General features: G+C 38.3%; 18 protein-coding genes. 12 read left to right on the forward strand and 6 right to left on the reverse strand.

Features of this window, described 5'->3' with window-relative positions; genetic code table 11:
* Window positions 1-146: 146 nt before the first annotated feature.
* Entirely contained in the window at window positions 147-392 is a 246-nt protein-coding gene (gene tusA, locus KO495_RS15070; RefSeq protein WP_215981238.1) for a sulfurtransferase TusA, read from the reverse strand.
* Between the two features lie 183 nt (window positions 393-575).
* Between tusA and KO495_RS17765 the strand changes: the two genes are divergently transcribed.
* From KO495_RS17765 to KO495_RS15090, 4 genes are all read left to right on the forward strand, one after another.
* Window positions 576-2,516 (forward strand): transglycosylase SLT domain-containing protein, encoded by a 1,941-nt coding sequence (locus tag KO495_RS17765; RefSeq protein WP_215981239.1) that lies wholly within the window; start codon window positions 576-578, stop codon window positions 2,514-2,516.
* Window positions 2,517-2,671: 155 nt separating this feature from the next.
* Entirely contained in the window at window positions 2,672-4,003 is a 1,332-nt protein-coding gene (gene pepQ / locus KO495_RS15080) for a Xaa-Pro dipeptidase (RefSeq protein WP_215981240.1), read from the forward strand.
* A gap of 93 nt (window positions 4,004-4,096) precedes the next feature.
* Window positions 4,097-4,723, forward strand: a complete 627-nt coding sequence (locus KO495_RS15085; protein WP_215981241.1) for a YigZ family protein — start codon at window positions 4,097-4,099, stop codon at window positions 4,721-4,723.
* Window positions 4,724-4,759: 36 nt separating this feature from the next.
* On the forward strand, window positions 4,760-6,211 hold the full coding sequence (locus KO495_RS15090) for a TrkH family potassium uptake protein (RefSeq protein ID WP_215981242.1): 1,452 nt from the start codon (window positions 4,760-4,762) through the stop codon (window positions 6,209-6,211).
* A gap of 70 nt (window positions 6,212-6,281) precedes the next feature.
* Here the strand turns inward: KO495_RS15090 and trkA are convergent, their stop codons facing one another.
* The 4 genes from trkA to def all read right to left on the reverse strand — a co-directional run bounded on the left by trkA (window position 6,282) and on the right by def (window position 10,578).
* A complete protein-coding gene (trkA, locus tag KO495_RS15095) occupies window positions 6,282-7,658 on the reverse strand; it encodes a Trk system potassium transporter TrkA (RefSeq protein ID WP_215981243.1) in 1,377 nt (458 codons plus the stop codon).
* Between the two features lie 56 nt (window positions 7,659-7,714).
* Entirely contained in the window at window positions 7,715-9,022 is a 1,308-nt protein-coding gene (gene rsmB, locus KO495_RS15100) for a 16S rRNA (cytosine(967)-C(5))-methyltransferase RsmB (protein WP_215981244.1), read from the reverse strand.
* Between the two features lie 4 nt (window positions 9,023-9,026).
* Window positions 9,027-10,010, reverse strand: a complete 984-nt coding sequence (fmt, locus tag KO495_RS15105) for a methionyl-tRNA formyltransferase (protein ID WP_215981245.1) — start codon at window positions 10,008-10,010, stop codon at window positions 9,027-9,029.
* 61 nt (window positions 10,011-10,071) lie between these two features.
* Window positions 10,072-10,578 carry a peptide deformylase gene (gene def, locus KO495_RS15110; protein ID WP_215981255.1) on the reverse strand — a complete coding sequence of 169 codons (507 nt, stop codon included), beginning with the start codon at window positions 10,576-10,578 and terminating at the stop codon, window positions 10,072-10,074.
* Window positions 10,579-10,692: 114 nt separating this feature from the next.
* On the opposite strand from def, the gene KO495_RS15115 reads away from it, so the two are divergent.
* The 8 genes from KO495_RS15115 (at window position 10,693) to KO495_RS15150 (ending at window position 16,876) form a co-directional block, all read left to right on the forward strand.
* Complete coding sequence (locus KO495_RS15115; protein ID WP_215981246.1) at window positions 10,693-11,814, forward strand: LysM domain-containing protein; 1,122 nt, start codon at window positions 10,693-10,695, stop codon at window positions 11,812-11,814.
* Between the two features lie 59 nt (window positions 11,815-11,873).
* Entirely contained in the window at window positions 11,874-13,028 is a 1,155-nt protein-coding gene (gene dprA / locus KO495_RS15120; protein ID WP_215981247.1) for a DNA-processing protein DprA, read from the forward strand.
* 22 nt (window positions 13,029-13,050) lie between these two features.
* Entirely contained in the window at window positions 13,051-13,524 is a 474-nt protein-coding gene (locus KO495_RS15125) for a DUF494 family protein (RefSeq protein WP_215981248.1), read from the forward strand.
* Between the two features lie 134 nt (window positions 13,525-13,658).
* A complete protein-coding gene (locus KO495_RS15130; RefSeq protein WP_215981249.1) occupies window positions 13,659-14,234 on the forward strand; it encodes a topoisomerase DNA-binding C4 zinc finger domain-containing protein in 576 nt (191 codons plus the stop codon).
* A gap of 33 nt (window positions 14,235-14,267) precedes the next feature.
* On the forward strand, window positions 14,268-14,840 hold the full coding sequence (locus KO495_RS15135; RefSeq protein ID WP_215981250.1) for an L-threonylcarbamoyladenylate synthase: 573 nt from the start codon (window positions 14,268-14,270) through the stop codon (window positions 14,838-14,840).
* Between the two features lie 163 nt (window positions 14,841-15,003).
* Window positions 15,004-15,678 carry an OmpW family outer membrane protein gene (locus KO495_RS15140; RefSeq protein WP_215981251.1) on the forward strand — a complete coding sequence of 225 codons (675 nt, stop codon included), beginning with the start codon at window positions 15,004-15,006 and terminating at the stop codon, window positions 15,676-15,678.
* A gap of 116 nt (window positions 15,679-15,794) precedes the next feature.
* Window positions 15,795-16,631, forward strand: a complete 837-nt coding sequence (aroE, locus tag KO495_RS15145) for a shikimate dehydrogenase (protein WP_215981252.1) — start codon at window positions 15,795-15,797, stop codon at window positions 16,629-16,631.
* Window positions 16,632-16,642: 11 nt separating this feature from the next.
* Entirely contained in the window at window positions 16,643-16,876 is a 234-nt protein-coding gene (locus KO495_RS15150; RefSeq protein ID WP_215981253.1) for a hypothetical protein, read from the forward strand.
* Window positions 16,877-16,878: 2 nt separating this feature from the next.
* Here KO495_RS15150 and KO495_RS15155 read toward each other — a convergent pair whose 3' ends face one another.
* On the reverse strand, window positions 16,879-17,424 hold the full coding sequence (locus KO495_RS15155; protein ID WP_215981254.1) for a gamma carbonic anhydrase family protein: 546 nt from the start codon (window positions 17,422-17,424) through the stop codon (window positions 16,879-16,881).
* Window positions 17,425-17,655 lie beyond the last annotated feature (231 nt).

A 17,655-nucleotide genomic window follows, 5' to 3' on the forward strand; every position in this document is an offset into this window, starting at 1 on the left:
CCGAATCCTTCTGACAGCGTTTGCTGGTCATTTTTACTGCGTTATCGCCTTTTCAGGTAGAATAACTACATTACAAAGGCTCTGCCTTGTATAAATACCTAACAAAAAGCTGCAAAAATAATCTCGAAAGATCAACAGCCCCTGGGTTAGTTTTTCTTTATTACGTATAAATAAGGTAAGGTTTCAACTTGTTTAGCAACAAGTTCATGTTCCATAAAAAGACAAAAGCTTGGAATATCACGTGTGGTTGAAGGGTCATCACATTGTACTAATAAGGTTTCACCACTGGCGATTTTTCTAATGTGCATACGAACCATCATTACGGGCTCAGGGCAACGTAAGCCAAGGGCGTCTAAAACATGGTCGGTATTTTCAAAAATTGCAGCATACATAGAAATAAAAAGAGTAAAGTAAATAAGTGATAGTGTTAATTATACCTAAATTATTTTTAAATTATCGCTAAAAGCAGTTGGGTAATACTACTATTCACTATAGATTAGTTAAGCAAATCGCTATACTCAGTAAGCTAGTGAATTTAATTAAGTAGCGAGAGTTAATCAAAGAATGGAGTTTAAGTGAAATTTATTGTGAAAAAACTAGCTTGGCAAGGGGTTTTAGTAAGTTGTTTACTAAGCTCAGCTGTCGCTCAAGCCAGTGAGCAGTTAAAAATATCGACCGACAGGGAACAACAAAAGCTTTTTATTAAAGCAGAAAAGTTAACGTCAAAAAGTAGTAGTCCACAATATAAAAAACTGTATAACCAATTACATTATTACCCGTTACAGCCGTATTTAGATCAAAGACGTTTATTAAATAACATGCGTTTGAGTGATGCTAAAGCCATAGACGATTTTTTAAATAAGTACGAAGGCTCACCATTGGATTGGTCGTTAAGAAAACGTTGGCTGCAATATTTGGCGAAAAAACAGCAAGGTGCGCTTTTTTTACAGTTTTTTAAACCAACCTCTAATGCCGAATTAACCTGTCAAAATTACAAATTTTCATTAGCTGCTGGCACGCCTGAAAAAGACATTTTACCCAAAGTTACTAAATTGTGGCTAGTCGGTAAGTCGCAAGACGATGCATGCGACCCCTTATTTGAACGTTGGCAAGCCGCTGGTTACAGAACCGATGATATTGTTTGGCAACGTATCGCTTTAGCAGCTGATGGCGGTAAGCATACATTATTACCTTATTTAACAGGCCTATTACCTAAACAAGAACAGTACTTGGGTAAGCTATGGCATAAAGTACGACGCGACCCCTCATTAGTTACACGACTTAAAAACTTCCCTAAAAAATCAGCGAAAGAGCAACAAATTTACCTTTACGGTATTAAGCGCTTTATTTGGAAAGATCAAAATAGAGCAATTAACGCTTATCAAAAAGCATTGCCGCTATTTAACTTTAGCGAAGCGCAGCAGCAACAAGTTATTCAAAAGTTTGCTCTAGCATTAGCCAGTAAAAATCATGAAGCAGCGAGTGAGTGGTTAGCCTTAGTTGATCCACAACGTTTAGATGACAAATTATTTCAATGGCAGTTAACAGATTTACTTAAGCAACAAGACTGGCAACGTGTTGTTGAGGTGCTTAAACAACTGCCCAAAAGTCATCATAGTAATTTACAGTGGCAATATTGGTATGCACGCGCGTTAATTGAAACCGAACAAACCGCTCAAGGTCATACTATGATGAATAGCTTGGCTCAGCAAAGACACTATTATGGTTTTTTAGCCGCGAGTCATGCTAAGGCGTCGGTAAATTTACAAAATAAGCCGTTAGCTATTACGAAAGAAGAAAAGCTCAAGGTGATAAATTATCCCGCAGCTAAACGTGCGTTTGAGTTTTTTCACTTAAAACGCTACCACCAAGCTCGTCGAGAATGGAATTTTTGGCTTGCTAAGTTAACCGATAGAGAAAAGTTAGTTGCCGCCAAAGTTGCCAATGAAAATCAATGGTTTGATCGCGCAATATTCACTTTATCTAGAGTAGGCTATATGGATGATGTCGCTTTGCGATTTCCTAAAGCTTTTGGTGAAGAAATTAGTGAGCAAGCCTTAAAGCAAAAAATAAACCCAGCTTGGGCGCAAGCCATTACGCGTAGAGAAAGCTCGTTTATGTCTGATGCACAATCGTCAGTTGGGGCAAGGGGGCTTATGCAACTAATGCCGGGCACCGCGAAGCAGCTTAAGCGGGGTAGTGTTAGTCGCAAGTACTTATTTAATGCCGAAAATAATATTAAATTAGGGACTAAATATTTACGTATTTTATTAGAGCAGAATAAAGGTAATCATATTTTAGCAACGGCTGCATATAACGCCGGCCCATATCGCGTGAAGCGCTGGTTAGCTAATAGTGAACCATTACCAGCTGATATTTGGATTGAAGCAATTCCCTTTCACGAAACACGTAATTATGTGAAAAGTGTATTGGCTTATCAGGAAATATACCAACATAAACCCGGTCAGATCAGTTTGATTTTTGATGAGGTCATTAATATGAGTATTGGAGATTAAAAAGCTAGGTAGAGTTGAGGGTTATTATCGCAAAGTTTTATGCACAAAATAGTTATTCTCTCGCTTACTGTAACCAGCAGAAATGGCGAGAGTTTATTGGTATATGCTATGATATGGCAAATATCTTAAGACTAGATTCTTGGAGACTACGTTAAATGACAACATTACACGCTAACCTAGCGACTCATTACCCAGCTCATATTGCGCAATTACAAAAAACCAGTAAAGCCGCATTAACTCGTGAAAATTTAGAAGGGGTAGTTATTCATTCAGGCCAAGAAATTAAAGCGTTTCTTGATGATAATAGCTACCCATTTAGAGTGAACCCACATTTTAAATATTGGCTACCGTTATTAGATATTCCTAACTCTTGGTTAATTATTAATGGTGAAGACAAGCCAACTCTTATTTATTACCAACCAGTTGATTTTTGGCATAAAGTAACGCCATTAACCGATGATTATTGGAATGAATTTTTTACCATTAAAATACTCACCAAAGCGAGTGAAGTAGATAAGCTACTACCTTACGATAAAAAAGGTTTTGCTTATATTGGTAGTCATATTGAAGTTGCTAAAGCGCTCGGTTTTGAAACGATTAATCCAGAGCCACTTTTAAACTTTTTTCATTACCATAGAGCATACAAAAGTAGTTATGAGCACGAGTGTTTACGCCAGTCTAATATATTAGCGGTAACCGCGCATAAAGCAGCACGCGATGCTTTTTTACAAGGTAAAAGTGAGTTTGAAATTCAACAGGCTTATTTAACTTCTATCGGTTATAGCACTAATGATACGCCATACGGCAACATAGTTGCGTTAAATGAAAACTGTTCTATTTTGCACTATATGACTTTAGATAAAGTTGCACCGCCAGCCCATCGTTCTTTTTTAATTGATGCGGGTGCTAATTTTAATGGCTATGCCGCTGACATTACACGTACGTATTCATTCAAACAAGACCAGTTTGCTGAATTAATTGCTCGCATGGATAAGCTGATGCTCAATGCTGTTGATGGCTTAAAGCCTGGCGTTAGCTATGCTGATTTACATATAGATACTCACCGTGCTATTGGCGGTGTATTAAATGAGTTTGGCTTAATTAATGTTGATGCAAATACTGCGGTAGAGTCGGGTATTATTTCTACCTTCTTCCCGCATGGTTTAGGGCATCACTTAGGCTTACAAGTACATGATGTTGGTGGTTTTATGGCTGATGAACGAGGCACTCACGTGAGCAGCCCTGAAGCACATCCATTTTTAAGAACATCACGTGTTATTGAAAGTGGTCAAGTGTTTACCATTGAACCCGGTTTATACTTTATTGACTCATTGCTAGGGGATTTAAAAGCCTCTAAAAATGCTGATCAAATTAACTGGCAAAAAGTTGATGAAATGCGTCCATTCGGTGGTATTCGCATTGAAGATAATATTATTGTGCATCAATCGCATAATGAAAATATGACCCGAGATTTAGATCTTAACTAATCTTATACAATTCAAAGTATTAATTATCGAGTATGGGTTTTGTTTAAAGTAAACTGAGCCCATACGTTTATTGAATAAGGTCTATTTTTTATTGTGACCAAGTCCTACCTTATTGCGACTAATGATGTTGAAGACGAACTCATTGTTAGTCGCAGTCGTTTTATTTGTTATTTACGTCCTTGTACTTCCATAGCCCAAGCAAAGTCTATGCTTAAAGAGCTACAGCAGTTACACCCACAAGCTAGTCATCATTGTCATGCCTTTTTAACCAAAGCCGCGGATAATAGCCAAGGTTATGGCTTTTCAGATGACGGCGAACCTAGCGGTACCGCGGGAAAACCTATGCTATCTGTGCTACAAGGTGGTGGCATAGGCGAAGTTTGTGCGGTTGTTGTGCGTTATTTTGGCGGCACTAAACTGGGAACCGGTGGTTTACAGCGTGCTTATGGCGGCAGTGTTCGACAAGCGTTAACTTTTTTGCAGTCAAAAATAAAAATAGCCATGGTGCATAAAACCTTAGCATGTCAATATAGTCAGGTTGATGATGTTTTGCATGTACTAAAGCAGTTTAACGGAGAAATATTAGCTCAAGATTATCAGCAGCAAGTATTTTTTCGTTTAGCGATCCCAGCAGATAATTTATTATTAATGCAAACTCAGTTACAAACTATGTCAGCGGGGCAGTTAGTGCTTATATCGGAAAATAACACGATAACCTAACCCTATAACAACATTACATAAAAAGAATATAAATCAGTGCAATATAAAAATATTATTCGAATTATTGGTTTACTGGTTGCACTGTTAAGTGTCACCATGTTACCGCCAGCATTAATTTCGTTAGTGTATCGTGATGGCGGCGGTGTACCTTTTTTAATGGCATTTTTAGGTTGTATTTTTACAGGGTTCTTAGCTTGGTACCCTAATCGTCATGAAAAAACAGATTTACGGGCTCGAGAAGGGTTTTTAATCGTTGTTTTATTTTGGATAGTATTAGCAAGCTTTTCAGCTATTCCGCTCATTCTGCTCGAGCAACCGAGTTTATCTACCACCGACGCTTTTTTTGAATCTTTTTCAGGGTTAACTACAACCGGTGCTACCGTTTTACAAAATATAGAAGGTTTACCTCACGCGGTACTTTGGTATCGCCAGCAATTACAATGGCTCGGTGGTATGGGTATTATTGTGTTAGCTGTTGCGGTATTACCTATGTTAGGTATTGGTGGTATGCAGCTCTATAGAGCCGAAACCCCTGGGCCAGTTAAAGACTCAAAAATGACGCCACGTATAGCCGATACCGCAAAACATTTATGGTATATCTATTTAGGGTTGACCGTTGCTTGTGCCGTTGCATATTGGCTGGCAGGTATGTCGATTTTTGATGCGGTGTGTCATTCCTTTTCAACCGTAGCTATTGGTGGCTTTTCAACTTATGACGCTAGCATGGGTTACTTTAACAGTCCTGTAATCAATTTGGTTTGTGTGTTTTTCTTGATTATTGCGGGTATTAATTTTGCACTACATTATGCGGCAGTGCAAAGTCGCTCCTTAAAAAGTTATATATATGATCCTGAATTTAAAGTATTTATTGCTATTCAGGTAATTTTGACCCTGATTTGTTTTATTGTATTAATGAGTGCTGGTGTTTATCAAGATGCCGATCAAGCGTTAGACCAAGCATTATTCCAAGCAGTTTCTATTAGCACTACCGCAGGCTTTACCACAACATCTTTTGCAGACTGGCCAACGCTGTTACCTATGCTACTTATTTTTGCTAGCTTTATTGGTGGTTGTGCGGGGAGTACTGGTGGTGGTATGAAAGTGGTGCGTGTTACTTTGCTTTATCTTCAAGGGTTACGAGAGCTGAACAAGCTAGTACACCCTAAAGCTATTTTTAGTATTAAGTTAGGTCGTAAAGTATTACCTGATCGCGTTGTTGAAGCTGTTTGGGGTTTTTTCTCTGCCTACGCAGCGGTATTTGTTATATGTATGTTATTACTATTAGCCGCTGGTATGGACGATATAACCGCCTTTACAGCGGTTGCTGCGTGTATTAATAATTTAGGTCCAGGCTTAGGTGAGGTTGCTGCTAATTTCGCGAGTATTAATGATATGAGTAAGTGGGTATTGATTGTTGCTATGTTGTTTGGTCGTTTAGAGATATTTACTTTATTAGTACTCTTCACGCCGGCATTTTGGAAGGCTTAATAGCCTTTTATAAACATGTATATACAATACATCTTATTGTATATACATGTTTAGTAAGTATTTAAAATAATTAAAAATAAATAACGCTAACTTGAAATAGTTTTTCAACATCGCTGATGTATTTTTTATTCACTAAGAATAAAATAACATGATCTTCTTCGTGAATAAGCGTATTAGAGTGGGCAATAAGTACTTCATTACCACGTACAATTGCGCCTATGGTTGTACCTGGCGGTAACTTAATTGATTTAACCGCACGCCCGACAACTTTAGAGGATTTTTCATCACCTTTGGCGACAATTTCAATCGCCTCAGCAGCCCCACCACGCAAACTATACACATTATCAATGGTACCGCGCCTTACATGGGTTAATAGTGCTGAAATAGTTGCTTGCTGAGGTGATATTGCAATATCAATAGTACTACCGTGCACTAAATCAATATAAGCATCACGCTGAATTAATACCATGGTTTTACGTACGCCTAAGCGTTTTGCTAGCAATGACGACATAATATTTGCTTCATCATCATTGGTTACGGCAATAAAAACATCAAACTGGTCGATATTTTCTTCAGTCAATAATTCTTGATCAGAAGAGTCTCCTTGAAAAACTAAGGTATCATTAAGTTCTGAAGTTAACTCTTCAGCCCGTTGAGCCGAGCGTTCAATCAGTTTAACTTGATGGTTTTTCTCTAATATACGCGCTAAACCTGCGCCGATATTACCACCGCCCGCAATCATAATGCGCTTGTAAGCAGATTCGAGTTTTTGTAACTCATTCATTACCGCGCGAATATGCACACTGGCTGCAATAAAAAATACTTCATCATCAGCTTCAATAACCGTAGTACCTAATGGTCTTATCGGTTTACCGTTACGATAAATGGCCGCAACACGAGTATCCACATTAGGAATATGATCGCGCAAGGTTGATAGAGCATGGCCAACTAATAAACCACCATAGTAGGCTTTAACTGCGACTAAGCTGACTTTTCCGTCTGCAAACTCGAGTACTTGCAATGCGCCAGGGTAGTCAATTAAACGAGCGATATCACGGGTTACAAGCTCTTCGGGAGCAATAACATGATCTACCGGAACATGCTTTTTGTGAAACAGTTGCTCTGAATACTTTAAAATTTGATTGGAGCGAATACGAGCGATTTTTTTATGGGTATTAAAAAGCGAAGAGCATATTTGGCAGGTGATCATATTAGTAGCATCATCACTAGTTACGGCAATAACCATATCTGCATCTTCAGCGCCGGCATTTTTTAAAACTTCAGGATAGCAGCCTTGACCAACGACTACTTTTAAATCCATTTTATCCTGTAACTCACGTAATTTTTCACCGTTGATATCAACAACGGAAATCTCATTGTTTTCGCCAACAAGGTTTGCCGCTAAGGTTCCTCCAACTTGTCCAGCACCTACTATAATTATTTTCATGTGCTATATAACTCTCACTCGTTATTATTTTATTTAACTTGGTCGATTCAGGTAATTTAGTGTGTTTTAACTAATTTAGCGTAATAAAAACCATCCATATTCTTTTCATCTGGCAATATTTGCCAGCCGATACTTTCAGCGCTTGCTTGAGGTTCACTGATTGAAACAAGTTTGGCATCTGCTGTTTGCGCAACAAACTGCTTTATTTGTTCAGCATTCTCTTGTGGTAAAACACTACAAGTTGCATACAGTAACGTACCTCCAGGTTTTAACAAAGACCAAATGTTAGCTAATATTTGTTGTTGTAAAAGTACTAAGTTATCAATGTCACTGGCTTTTCTTAACCATTTGATATCAGGATGACGACGTATAACACCAGTACCAGAGCAAGGTGCATCTAATAGAATACGATCGAATAACTCACCAGACCACCAGTCTGTTTTTGCTGCGTCGGCGGCTATTACTTGTGCCGATAAGTTTAAACGAGCAAGGTTATCTTCAACACGAGTTAAGCGGCTAGCCTCTATATCAATAGCAGTCATAGCTTTAATATCAGGAGTTTGCTCTAGAATATGACAGGTTTTTCCACCTGGGGCAGCACAACAGTCTAAAACATTATCGCCGGGCTGACAGTCAAGTAAGCGCGCCGCTTGTTGTGCTGCCGCGTCTTGAATAGAAACCCAGCCTTGTTCAAAACCGGGCAGTTTATTGACATCTATTGCTTTACTCAACGTAATTGCTCGCGAGAGCGGGTCTACAGCAGCAATGTCAATATCTGCTTGCGCTAATAAAGCTTGATAGCTTTCACTGGTGTGATGTTGTGCGTTTACGCGTAACCACATTGGTGGTCGTTGCTGATTAGCGGTTAAAATATTTTGCCACTGTTCGGGGTAGCCTGCTTGTAGTTTTTTAATAAACCAACCAGGATGATTAAATTTTATTGGATCAGGCTGCTGAGTTTCTGCTTGTTCTGCACTTTCATCGCGGGCACGTACAAAGTTACGCAATACGGCATTAACCAATGCTTTCATGTGGTTATTTTTAAGTACTTTAGTGGCGGCAACTGTTTCGCTAACCGCTGCATGATCAGGAATACGCATATATTTAATTTGATAAACACCAACCAGTAATAAAAAATGAAATACACGTTGCTTACCTGTTAAAGGCTTTTGCATTAAACCGCGAACATCATTTTCTAATTCAGGTAAGTAGCGTAAAACACCATAACAAATTTCTTGTAATAAACCTTTGTCTTTACCGATAAGTTTATCTTGTTGTTTTGGTAGTTCATCATTAAGGCTGCGACCTTGGTCAATGACGGCATAACAGCATTTGGCAGCAAGTGCGCGGATATTTAAGGTCATAATCTTAGCCTAATTTATTAATATTGCTGCCAACGACAAACCAGTCACTGCGGCCATTGAGAATGTCTTGTACGGGCAGTGCTTTTTTACCGGGTAGTTGCAATACCTCTAAACATAATGCACCGTCGCCCGTCGCAATAACAATACCGTCTTTACTTGTTGAGATAATAGTTCCAGCTATTTGGCTGCTTTGTAATGCTTTTACTGAAGCTTGCCATACTCGAATACTATGTTGTTTAGTGTCAGACTCTTCTACAGTGAACTGTGCTACAGGCCAAGAGTTATAAGCACGAATTTTTCGGTGTAGTTCAGTGGCACTTAACTGCCAATTCAGTTCAGATTCTGTTTTTTCGAGCTTTTTCGCATATGTTGCTAGGTTTTCATCTTGTGGGATATTATGTTCGCTTGCCAGATAAGATGATTGTGCCATGATGGCAATAGTTTCAATTAATGCACTCGGTCCTATTTGGGCAAGTTTTTCATATAAACTAGCGCTAGTATCCGTTATCTCTATTGGGCACTCAGCTTTTAAAATCATATCACCGGTATCTAAACCTTTGTCCATTTGCATGATAGTGACACCAGTTTTTTCATCACCAGCTTCTAATGAGCGCTGAATAGGGGCAGCCCCACGCCATAGTGGTAATAAAGAGCCATGTACATTAATACACCCTAGACGCGGTGTATTTAAAATCACTTCAGGTAATAATAAACCGTAGGCAACCACAACCATTAAATCAGCATTGTATTGCGCTAGTATGGCTTGTTCGTGCGTTTCTTTAAAGTTTACGGGTTGTTCAACGGTGATGTTATTTTCAAGTGCTAGCTGCTTTGTTGCGCAAGCTGTCATTTTTTTCCCGCGCCCAGCAGGTTTATCTGGCGGACAGTATACGGCAACAACATTGTGTTCAGACGCCAGTAACGCCGCTAAGTGTTCTGCAGCAAAGTGAGGTGTGCCAGCAAAAATAATATTTAAAGGTTTCGACAAAAGAGTATCCTGTGGGTCATGTATTTAGATAATAATATTCAATAGTTAAGTGAATGTTATTTTATTGGGCTAATTTAGCTTCTTTCTCTAATTTCTTTTGAATGCGTTGACGTTTTAGTGGTGATAGGTAATCAACAAATAAAATGCCATTAAGGTGATCAAGCTCATGTTGCACACAAATACTTTGTAAATCAGTCGCATCAAGTGTAAATTCTTTGCCGTGACGATCTAATGCTTTAACCGTACAAGTATCGTGTCGGTCAACTTTTGCATAACAACCCGGTACAGAGAGGCAGCCTTCTTCATTAATAGAGGTACTGTCGCTGTGTGTGATTATTTCAGGGTTGATGAGTACAATAGGCTCATTTTGATCTTCAGAAGTATCCATAACAACAATACGTTGGTGAATATCAACTTGCGTTGCAGCAAGACCAACACCTTTTTCATCGTACATAGTGGCAATCATGTTATCGATGATAGTGGTGATACTGTCATTAATTTCAGTAACTTGTTTCGCTTTTGTGCGTAAGCGTGGATCAGGAAAACGTAAAACGGTTAATATAGTCATAATTGATAAAAGAGTTAGCGATAATTCATCTAGAGTGTTATGTTTTAATTTTAGCCATTTAATTACATTAATCATAGTGCTTTACCATAAAAGCCTTAAAAAGGAACAAGCTTTATGCTAAAAAAATTACTACTTTCACTGATTCTATTTACTCCTCCTTTAGTTTCTTTGGCTGATCAACTTAAAATTAATGATAATGCGCCTAAAAGCTATATTGTTGAAAAGGGTGATACCTTATGGGATATCTCCAGTGTTTTTTTACAGCAACCTTGGTTATGGCCTAAATTATGGCGATTAAACCCTGAAATTAATAATCCTCATTTAATTTATCCTGGTGATGTTTTAAACCTCGTACTTGATGAGCAAGGCGAACCGATGTTAGTGGTTGCCTCAACGACTAAAGAAGCAGGGACTGCACAAAAGCCGGCATTTAAGTGGACACCTACAATTCGTACAGAACTTAAAAACGATGACTCAATTAAGATGTTACCGCTACAAGTTGTTGCACCTTATATTGTCTATGACTCATTACTTTCAGAGGAGCAAATTGAAACTGCTCCACATGTTATAGGTAGCGATGAAGGTTATCGTATGTCTACGGATGGTTTTAAAGTTTATGTAAATAAAGATCTTGATCTTGCTAAAACCTATGCCATCTACAGTCAAGGTGAAGAGTTAATTGACCCTGAAACAGAAGAGCCTGTTGGTTACTACATGCATATTGTAGGTACTGCGCAAGCGATTACTACTGGTAATATGAGTCAAAAAACACCTGCAACGTTAAAAGTAAATGCTGTTAAACGCGAAATACATGCTGGAGATGTGGTTTTACCTGTGAATGAAGGGCAGCTGTTACCAGCAAATTTTTCAATGCAAGCGGGTGATGTATCACTTAAAGGTTCAATCATTAAAGCCGTCAGTGATAATCGTGAATTTGGTCAGTTTGAAGTGGTTATGGTTAACTTAGGTAGTGAAAAACAAGCTAAAATGGGTGATGTATTATCAATTAAGCGTGCTAGCCCACAAGTATTAAAAACGTCAAATGGTCCTGTTTACGAAATTGAAGCATCAAGCTTTAATAAAGTGCTCAACTCTGATCCTGACTATATAATGCCTGAAGAAGATTTAGGAAAAATGATGATATTCAGAGTGTATGAAAAAGCCAGCCTAGCGCTTATTTTACAAACGACTAAGCCAGCAAGGTTACAGGATATTATTACCTCACCAGAATCATAAAATAATAAAAGCATAAGCGCTTATAGTTCTGCGTAAACTTGTTCTTAGGGAGAAGACAAGTGACTAAAACAACAACGCACTATTGGTTAGCATTAAAATTAGTACCAAGGTTAGCAACTCACAAAAAACTAACCTTGGTTAATGACTACGGTTTACAGTCGTTATTTGCTTCATCGAGTAAATCGTCGCCCTTAACAAGCGCTCATGGCTTATCGGCCACACACCTTAGTGCTTTCAATTACCCTAATTGGTCTAAAGTTAATGAAATTATTGAGCAGAGCGGTAACGCTAATGCTGATATTATTTCATTTGATGATGCTTACTATCCCGCACAATTAAAACAAATTTATGATCCACCATTAGTGCTCTTCACCAAAGGCAATACTAGTTTATTAAATTTACAACAAGTTGCCATAGTGGGTAGTCGTTTTTCAACCATTAAAGGGCGTGAAACCGCCTTTGACTTTGCGCAGCAACTAACTAAGAAAAATTATATTGTAACCAGTGGGTTAGCTATTGGTATTGATGCTGCTGCCCATCAAGGTGTTTTAGCCATACAAGGAAAAACTATAGCGGTTGTCGCGACTGGTGTAGATATTGTTTATCCAACAAGGCATCGCGATTTAGCGAGCGAAATACTGCAAAACGATGGGCTTATTGTTAGTGAGTTTTATCCTGCAACTCAACCTAGAGCAGGGCACTTTCCTAAACGAAATAGATTAATTAGTGGTTTAAGTGAGGGCGTTGTTGTCGTTGAAGCCGAATTAAAAAGCGGCTCGTTAATTACAGCAAGATGCGCACTAGAGCAAAACCGTGAAGTTTTTGCAGTACCGAACTCTATCGACAACCCACAAGCTAAAGGTTGTCATTGGTTAATTAAACAAGGTGCTAAGTTAGTTGAAAATTCTGCCGATATAACAGATGAACTAATGGAGATGACGGAGTCTAGTCTATACTCTAAAGAGAGTAACTCAACTTACGTTAATACAAAGCAACCGAAAGTAGTGATCGCAAGCAAAAAATCTAATGAAAAAAGTCCATCAAAAGACTTGTGCAATGATAATTTGTTGGCTAGTGTGGGATATGAAATTACACCAATAGATAAAGTAGTTTCACGTAGCGAACTTCCCGTAGAGGAAGTTATTACACGACTAACAATGCTTGAGCTTAGTGGCCTGATAACTGCAGTGCCAGGTGGCTATATAAGAGTGTAATAAGTAAGTAAAGGGGGCAATTATGTTTGATATATTAATGTATCTTTTTGAAACGTATATTCAGAGTGAATCTGAAACCATGGTTGACCATGACTTACTCACCGATGAACTGGTACGAGCCGGCTTCCATCAAGATGAAATATACAAAGCATTAACTTGGTTAGAAAAGCTTGCTGCCTTGCAAGATACAGACGCTTATCCGTATATTACGCGTGTAGCGAGAAACTCCGTTCGTATTTATACCGATGAAGAAATGCAACTACTTGATACGCAAAGTCGAGGCTTTATTCTGTTTTTAGAGCAGGTTAACGTACTCGACTTTATTACCCGTGAAATGGTTATCGATAGAGTGATGGAGCTAGATACTAAGTACTTCACGATGGACGACCTTAAATGGGTTATTTTAATGGTATTGTTTAATGTTCCAGGCCATGAAAGTGCATACTCACAAATGGAAAACTTAGTCTTCGAAGAGCCGGAAGGTCCTTTACACTAAACTTTACTATTAGGTTGTATTAATGCCACTACCATATTAGTTTTAGGCTAACGGTAGTGGTGATATTTTTTATCGAATAGCTGTGGCATAATAAGGCATTATTTATTAACCATAGTTCGCACTATTTTAGCCTAATGACTAAAGCTGATAAGCCTTTATTTACCCACCATGAACATGCTTTAGAAAAAGCATACCAGGTTTGTCCTGAGTGTGGCTCTGAACTTACTATAAAAAATGGTAAATCAGGCGCTTTTTTGGGGTGTTCAAATTATCCTACCTGTCAATTTACGCGTGCTGTCGTTGAACATGAGCGTGTAGAAGATAAAGTACTTCCTGGTAGCGAATGTCCACTATGTCAATCTCAGTTAGCGGTTAAGCAAGGTCGCTATGGTATGTTTATTGGTTGTACTAATTATCCGCAATGCCATCATATTGAAGACAGCCAAACTCATGAAGATATTGATGTCGATTGTCCATCGTGCGCGAGTAAAAAGCTATCAGGTAAATTAAAAGAAAAAACCAACCGTTTTGGTAAAACGTTTTATTCTTGTGATAACTACCCAAAATGTAAGTACGTACTGAATAATGAGCCGGTAGCGCAAACATGCCCAGAGTGCCAATGGCCTGTCTTAATCAAGCGTACTATGGCTAGTGGAGAAGTGTTAAGTTGTCCGCAAAAAAAATGTACCTATAAAGTAAAAGCGATATAATTAGATAATTTTTCGCTCTATAGAGTCACCAACATGTCAGTTACTTCACTATCGCCATCAATATTAGAGGCCTCTGAAGCTCTTCTTCAGGGAGGGGTTATTGCTTACCCTACTGAAGGCGTTTTCGGTTTAGGCTGCGACCCTGACAATAGCGTAGCGGTTGAGAAAGTATTAAAGTTGAAACAACGCTCTATAGATAAAGGGCTCATCTTGCTAGCAGGGGACTATAGCCAAGTACAAAAATACATTGATGAATCCGTTATCACTTCAGAACAAATGACTATTATTTTGTCGCGCTGGCCTAATGCCATAACTCAAGTGCTTCCTGCAAAAGAAAGTGTGCCAACCTTATTAAAAGGTGTGTTCAGTACTATTGCTGTGCGTATCACCCAACACCCTGATGTTATTGCATTGTGCAAGCAAACTAATAAAGCCATTGTTTCAACCAGCGCCAACCTTTCAGGTCAACCATCAGCATTAACCTGGCAGCAAGTACTGGAGCAATTCCCTACAGAGCTTGATGGTTTGATTAAAACAAATACTTTAGGTAGAACCAGCGCTTCAACTATTATTGATGGCATTACAGGGCAAGTATATAGAGGTTAGTGCCTTTACTATTTAATAAAAGTTCAACTCAATAAACCTATTGTTGATCGAAATCAAATAATAAACCTTAATTACTCAATTGCACTGATAAAACTTGCGCTGGATCAACGTCCCTTTTGCGGTGAGTACTATGATGTCCTTAAATTAATTAAGGACATTCATCATGAAAAAAACATTATTAGCATTAACATTATTATCAAGCATTTCTACAGCTGCCTTTGCACATCAAGCTGGCGATATTCTGATTCGTGGTGGCGCAACTATGGTTGCTCCTGATAGCGGTAAAACACCTATATATTTAGCTGGTAGTGATGCTGCTGGCTTATCTTTGTCAGTAGATGACAATACTCAGTTAGGTCTGAACTTCGTTTATTTTGTTGATAACAACTGGGCGGTAGAGCTACTGGCGGCAACTCCTTTTACTCACGACATTACTATTCATGATCCAAATAATGCCCTAGGTGTTGACGGCGCCAAATTAGCAGAAGTAACTCACTTACCACCAACGTTAAGCGCATTATACTATTTCGATACCGGTTCAGCATTTAAGCCCTACCTCGGTTTAGGGGTTAACTATACTCACTTCTTTAAAGAAGAGTTTGAAGCTGCACCTAAAACTTTAGGCTTATCAAATTTACAGTTAGATAGTTCGTTTGGTTTATCAGTACAAATTGGCGCAGATTATGAGCTAACTGATAACTGGTCTATTAACGCTTCTGCTCGATATATTGATATCAATACTAAAGCCACCTTTGATGTTGGCGGAGATAGTATTGGTAGCGCTTCTGTTGATATTGACCCAATGGTTTACTCAGTAATGCTTGGCTATAAATTTTAATAGAGCTTTTTATTACATCTAATTAATTAAAAGCAGTAAGTTATTACTGCTTTTTTGTTTCTATAAGATAGTGATTCAGTTAGGCTGTAGCTCTTAATAAATCGATATAAATGCTTATGGAACCGTCAAATTTAGATAAATACTGTGTTTTTGGTAACCCTATTGCACAATCTCGCTCGCCTTTTATTCACCATGCTTTTGCTGTCGCTACTAATAAGAAAATTAGCTACCAAGCTAAATTTGTAGAGCTAGGTGAGTTTACTTCAGCCATTCAAACATTTATTAAAGAGGGTGGAAAGGGCGCTAATGTTACCGCGCCTTTTAAAGAAGAAGCGCTACGTATTGCTGACCACTTAACTGAACGTGCTCGTTTAGCTGGCGCAGTCAACACCTTAACAATCAAAGATGGTAAAATTTACGGTGATAATACTGATGGCGAAGGGTTAGTTCAGGATCTTATTCGTAATAATATTATATTGGAAAATAGTCGGATATTGCTATTAGGTGCAGGTGGTGCAGCGAAAGGCGTTATACTCCCATTATTAAGTCAGAGTCCTAAGAGTATCACTATTGCTAATCGCACATTAAGCAAAGCAAGTGAATTATGTCAGCAATTTAATAATGATAAATTATTTTCATGTGAACTTACAGAAGACTCAGCGCAACCATTTGATATTATTATTAATGCAACCTCTGCCAGCTTGTCGGGTCAAACGTTTACATTATCGTCTTCTATTATTGCCTCACATACAGCTTGCTACGATATGGTTTATGGTAAAGCTAAAACGCCTTTTATACTTTGGGCTGAAAAACATAGCGCCAATAAAAAACTCGACGGTTTAGGTATGTTAGTTGGGCAAGCAGCAGAAAGCTTTCAGCTTTGGCACAGCACTAAACCTGAAGTTGACCCAGTTATAAATGAATTAAGACAGTCACTTAAGTCTGAATCATAAAGGCGAATATAATGAATCAATCAATATTGTTTAATGACGATCTTATTTTTAATGAGGCTCAAGACGCTTGGTGCTTTACAGGGCTTATATCAGGACAGAAGGTAACTATCTACTTTCATTCAATAGAGTTAAAGCAGCTAAAAGAAATTAATAGCTGCACTAAGTATGATTTAGAAGAAATAACCGAATTATGGCTAGAGAAAAACGAGCTTGAAGGCGATGTCATACATATTAATATGAAATAGCCCTAATTTACTTCACCCAAATAGTCATTTTTTAATTCAACATAATTAATAGCAGACTGCTTAAGGAAGGCAGATTCACTTTCTTTAAGCGGTCTTACTTGCTTTATTGGGTTACCAACATACAAAAAACCACTTTCTAATCGTTTATTTGGTGGTACCAAGCTACCCGCACCAATAAATACATCATCTTCTACAACAACTCCATCCATAATTATAGCGCCCATACCGACTAATATGCGGTTGCCTAGTGTGCAACCATGCAACATACATTTATGACCAATAGTGACATCATCACCAATAATCAATGGGTTTCCTGCTGGGTTATGCGAGCTTTTTCTAGTAACGTGCAATACTGAGCCGTCTTGAACATTGGTTCGCATGCCAATAGTAATCGTATTTACGTCACCACGGGCAGCAACTAAAGGCCAAATACTAACATCTTCGGCTAAAGTAATATCACCAACGAGAACAGCAGAGTTATCAATATAGTTGTTAGCGCCTGTAATAGGGACCATGCCTTTATAAGGGCGGATATTGGTATGTGACATTAGTTATTCCTATCTAATAAATTGAATATTATTGAAAAAGTAAACTAAACAGTAATACAGATAACCTAAGCACACAAATAATCAGTCAATATCGAATGATATATGGCCGGATTGAACGTGTATTGACCGACTATAAAAATAGTTTCAAAAAAATAAAAAAAAGTATTGACCTATAATCAAAAATCTCTACAATGCGCTCCAGTTCCAAGGGCTTCAGCCAAAAAGAAGCCT

This window comes from Colwellia sp. D2M02 (genome assembly GCF_018860755.1).
Taxonomy (GTDB): domain Bacteria; phylum Pseudomonadota; class Gammaproteobacteria; order Enterobacterales; family Alteromonadaceae; genus Colwellia; species Colwellia asteriadis.

What these genes read in the sequence shown, in the direction of transcription:
- tusA (WP_215981238.1), bottom strand. Translation starts at nt 392, where the DNA reads ATGTATGCTGCAATTTTTGAAAATACCGACCATGTTTTAGACGCCCTT.
- pepQ (WP_215981240.1), top strand. Translation starts at nt 2,672, where the DNA reads ATGACAACATTACACGCTAACCTAGCGACTCATTACCCAGCTCATATT.
- trkA (WP_215981243.1), bottom strand. Translation starts at nt 7,658, where the DNA reads ATGAAAATAATTATAGTAGGTGCTGGACAAGTTGGAGGAACCTTAGCG.
- rsmB (WP_215981244.1), bottom strand. Translation starts at nt 9,022, where the DNA reads ATGACCTTAAATATCCGCGCACTTGCTGCCAAATGCTGTTATGCCGTC.
- def (WP_215981255.1), bottom strand. Translation starts at nt 10,578, where the DNA reads ATGACTATATTAACCGTTTTACGTTTTCCTGATCCACGCTTACGCACA.
- KO495_RS15115 (WP_215981246.1), top strand. Translation starts at nt 10,693, where the DNA reads ATGCTAAAAAAATTACTACTTTCACTGATTCTATTTACTCCTCCTTTA.
- KO495_RS15125 (WP_215981248.1), top strand. Translation starts at nt 13,051, where the DNA reads ATGTTTGATATATTAATGTATCTTTTTGAAACGTATATTCAGAGTGAA.
- KO495_RS15130 (WP_215981249.1), top strand. Translation starts at nt 13,659, where the DNA reads ATGACTAAAGCTGATAAGCCTTTATTTACCCACCATGAACATGCTTTA.
- KO495_RS15135 (WP_215981250.1), top strand. Translation starts at nt 14,268, where the DNA reads ATGTCAGTTACTTCACTATCGCCATCAATATTAGAGGCCTCTGAAGCT.
- KO495_RS15140 (WP_215981251.1), top strand. Translation starts at nt 15,004, where the DNA reads ATGAAAAAAACATTATTAGCATTAACATTATTATCAAGCATTTCTACA.
- aroE (WP_215981252.1), top strand. Translation starts at nt 15,795, where the DNA reads ATGGAACCGTCAAATTTAGATAAATACTGTGTTTTTGGTAACCCTATT.
- KO495_RS15150 (WP_215981253.1), top strand. Translation starts at nt 16,643, where the DNA reads ATGAATCAATCAATATTGTTTAATGACGATCTTATTTTTAATGAGGCT.
- KO495_RS15155 (WP_215981254.1), bottom strand. Translation starts at nt 17,424, where the DNA reads ATGTCACATACCAATATCCGCCCTTATAAAGGCATGGTCCCTATTACA.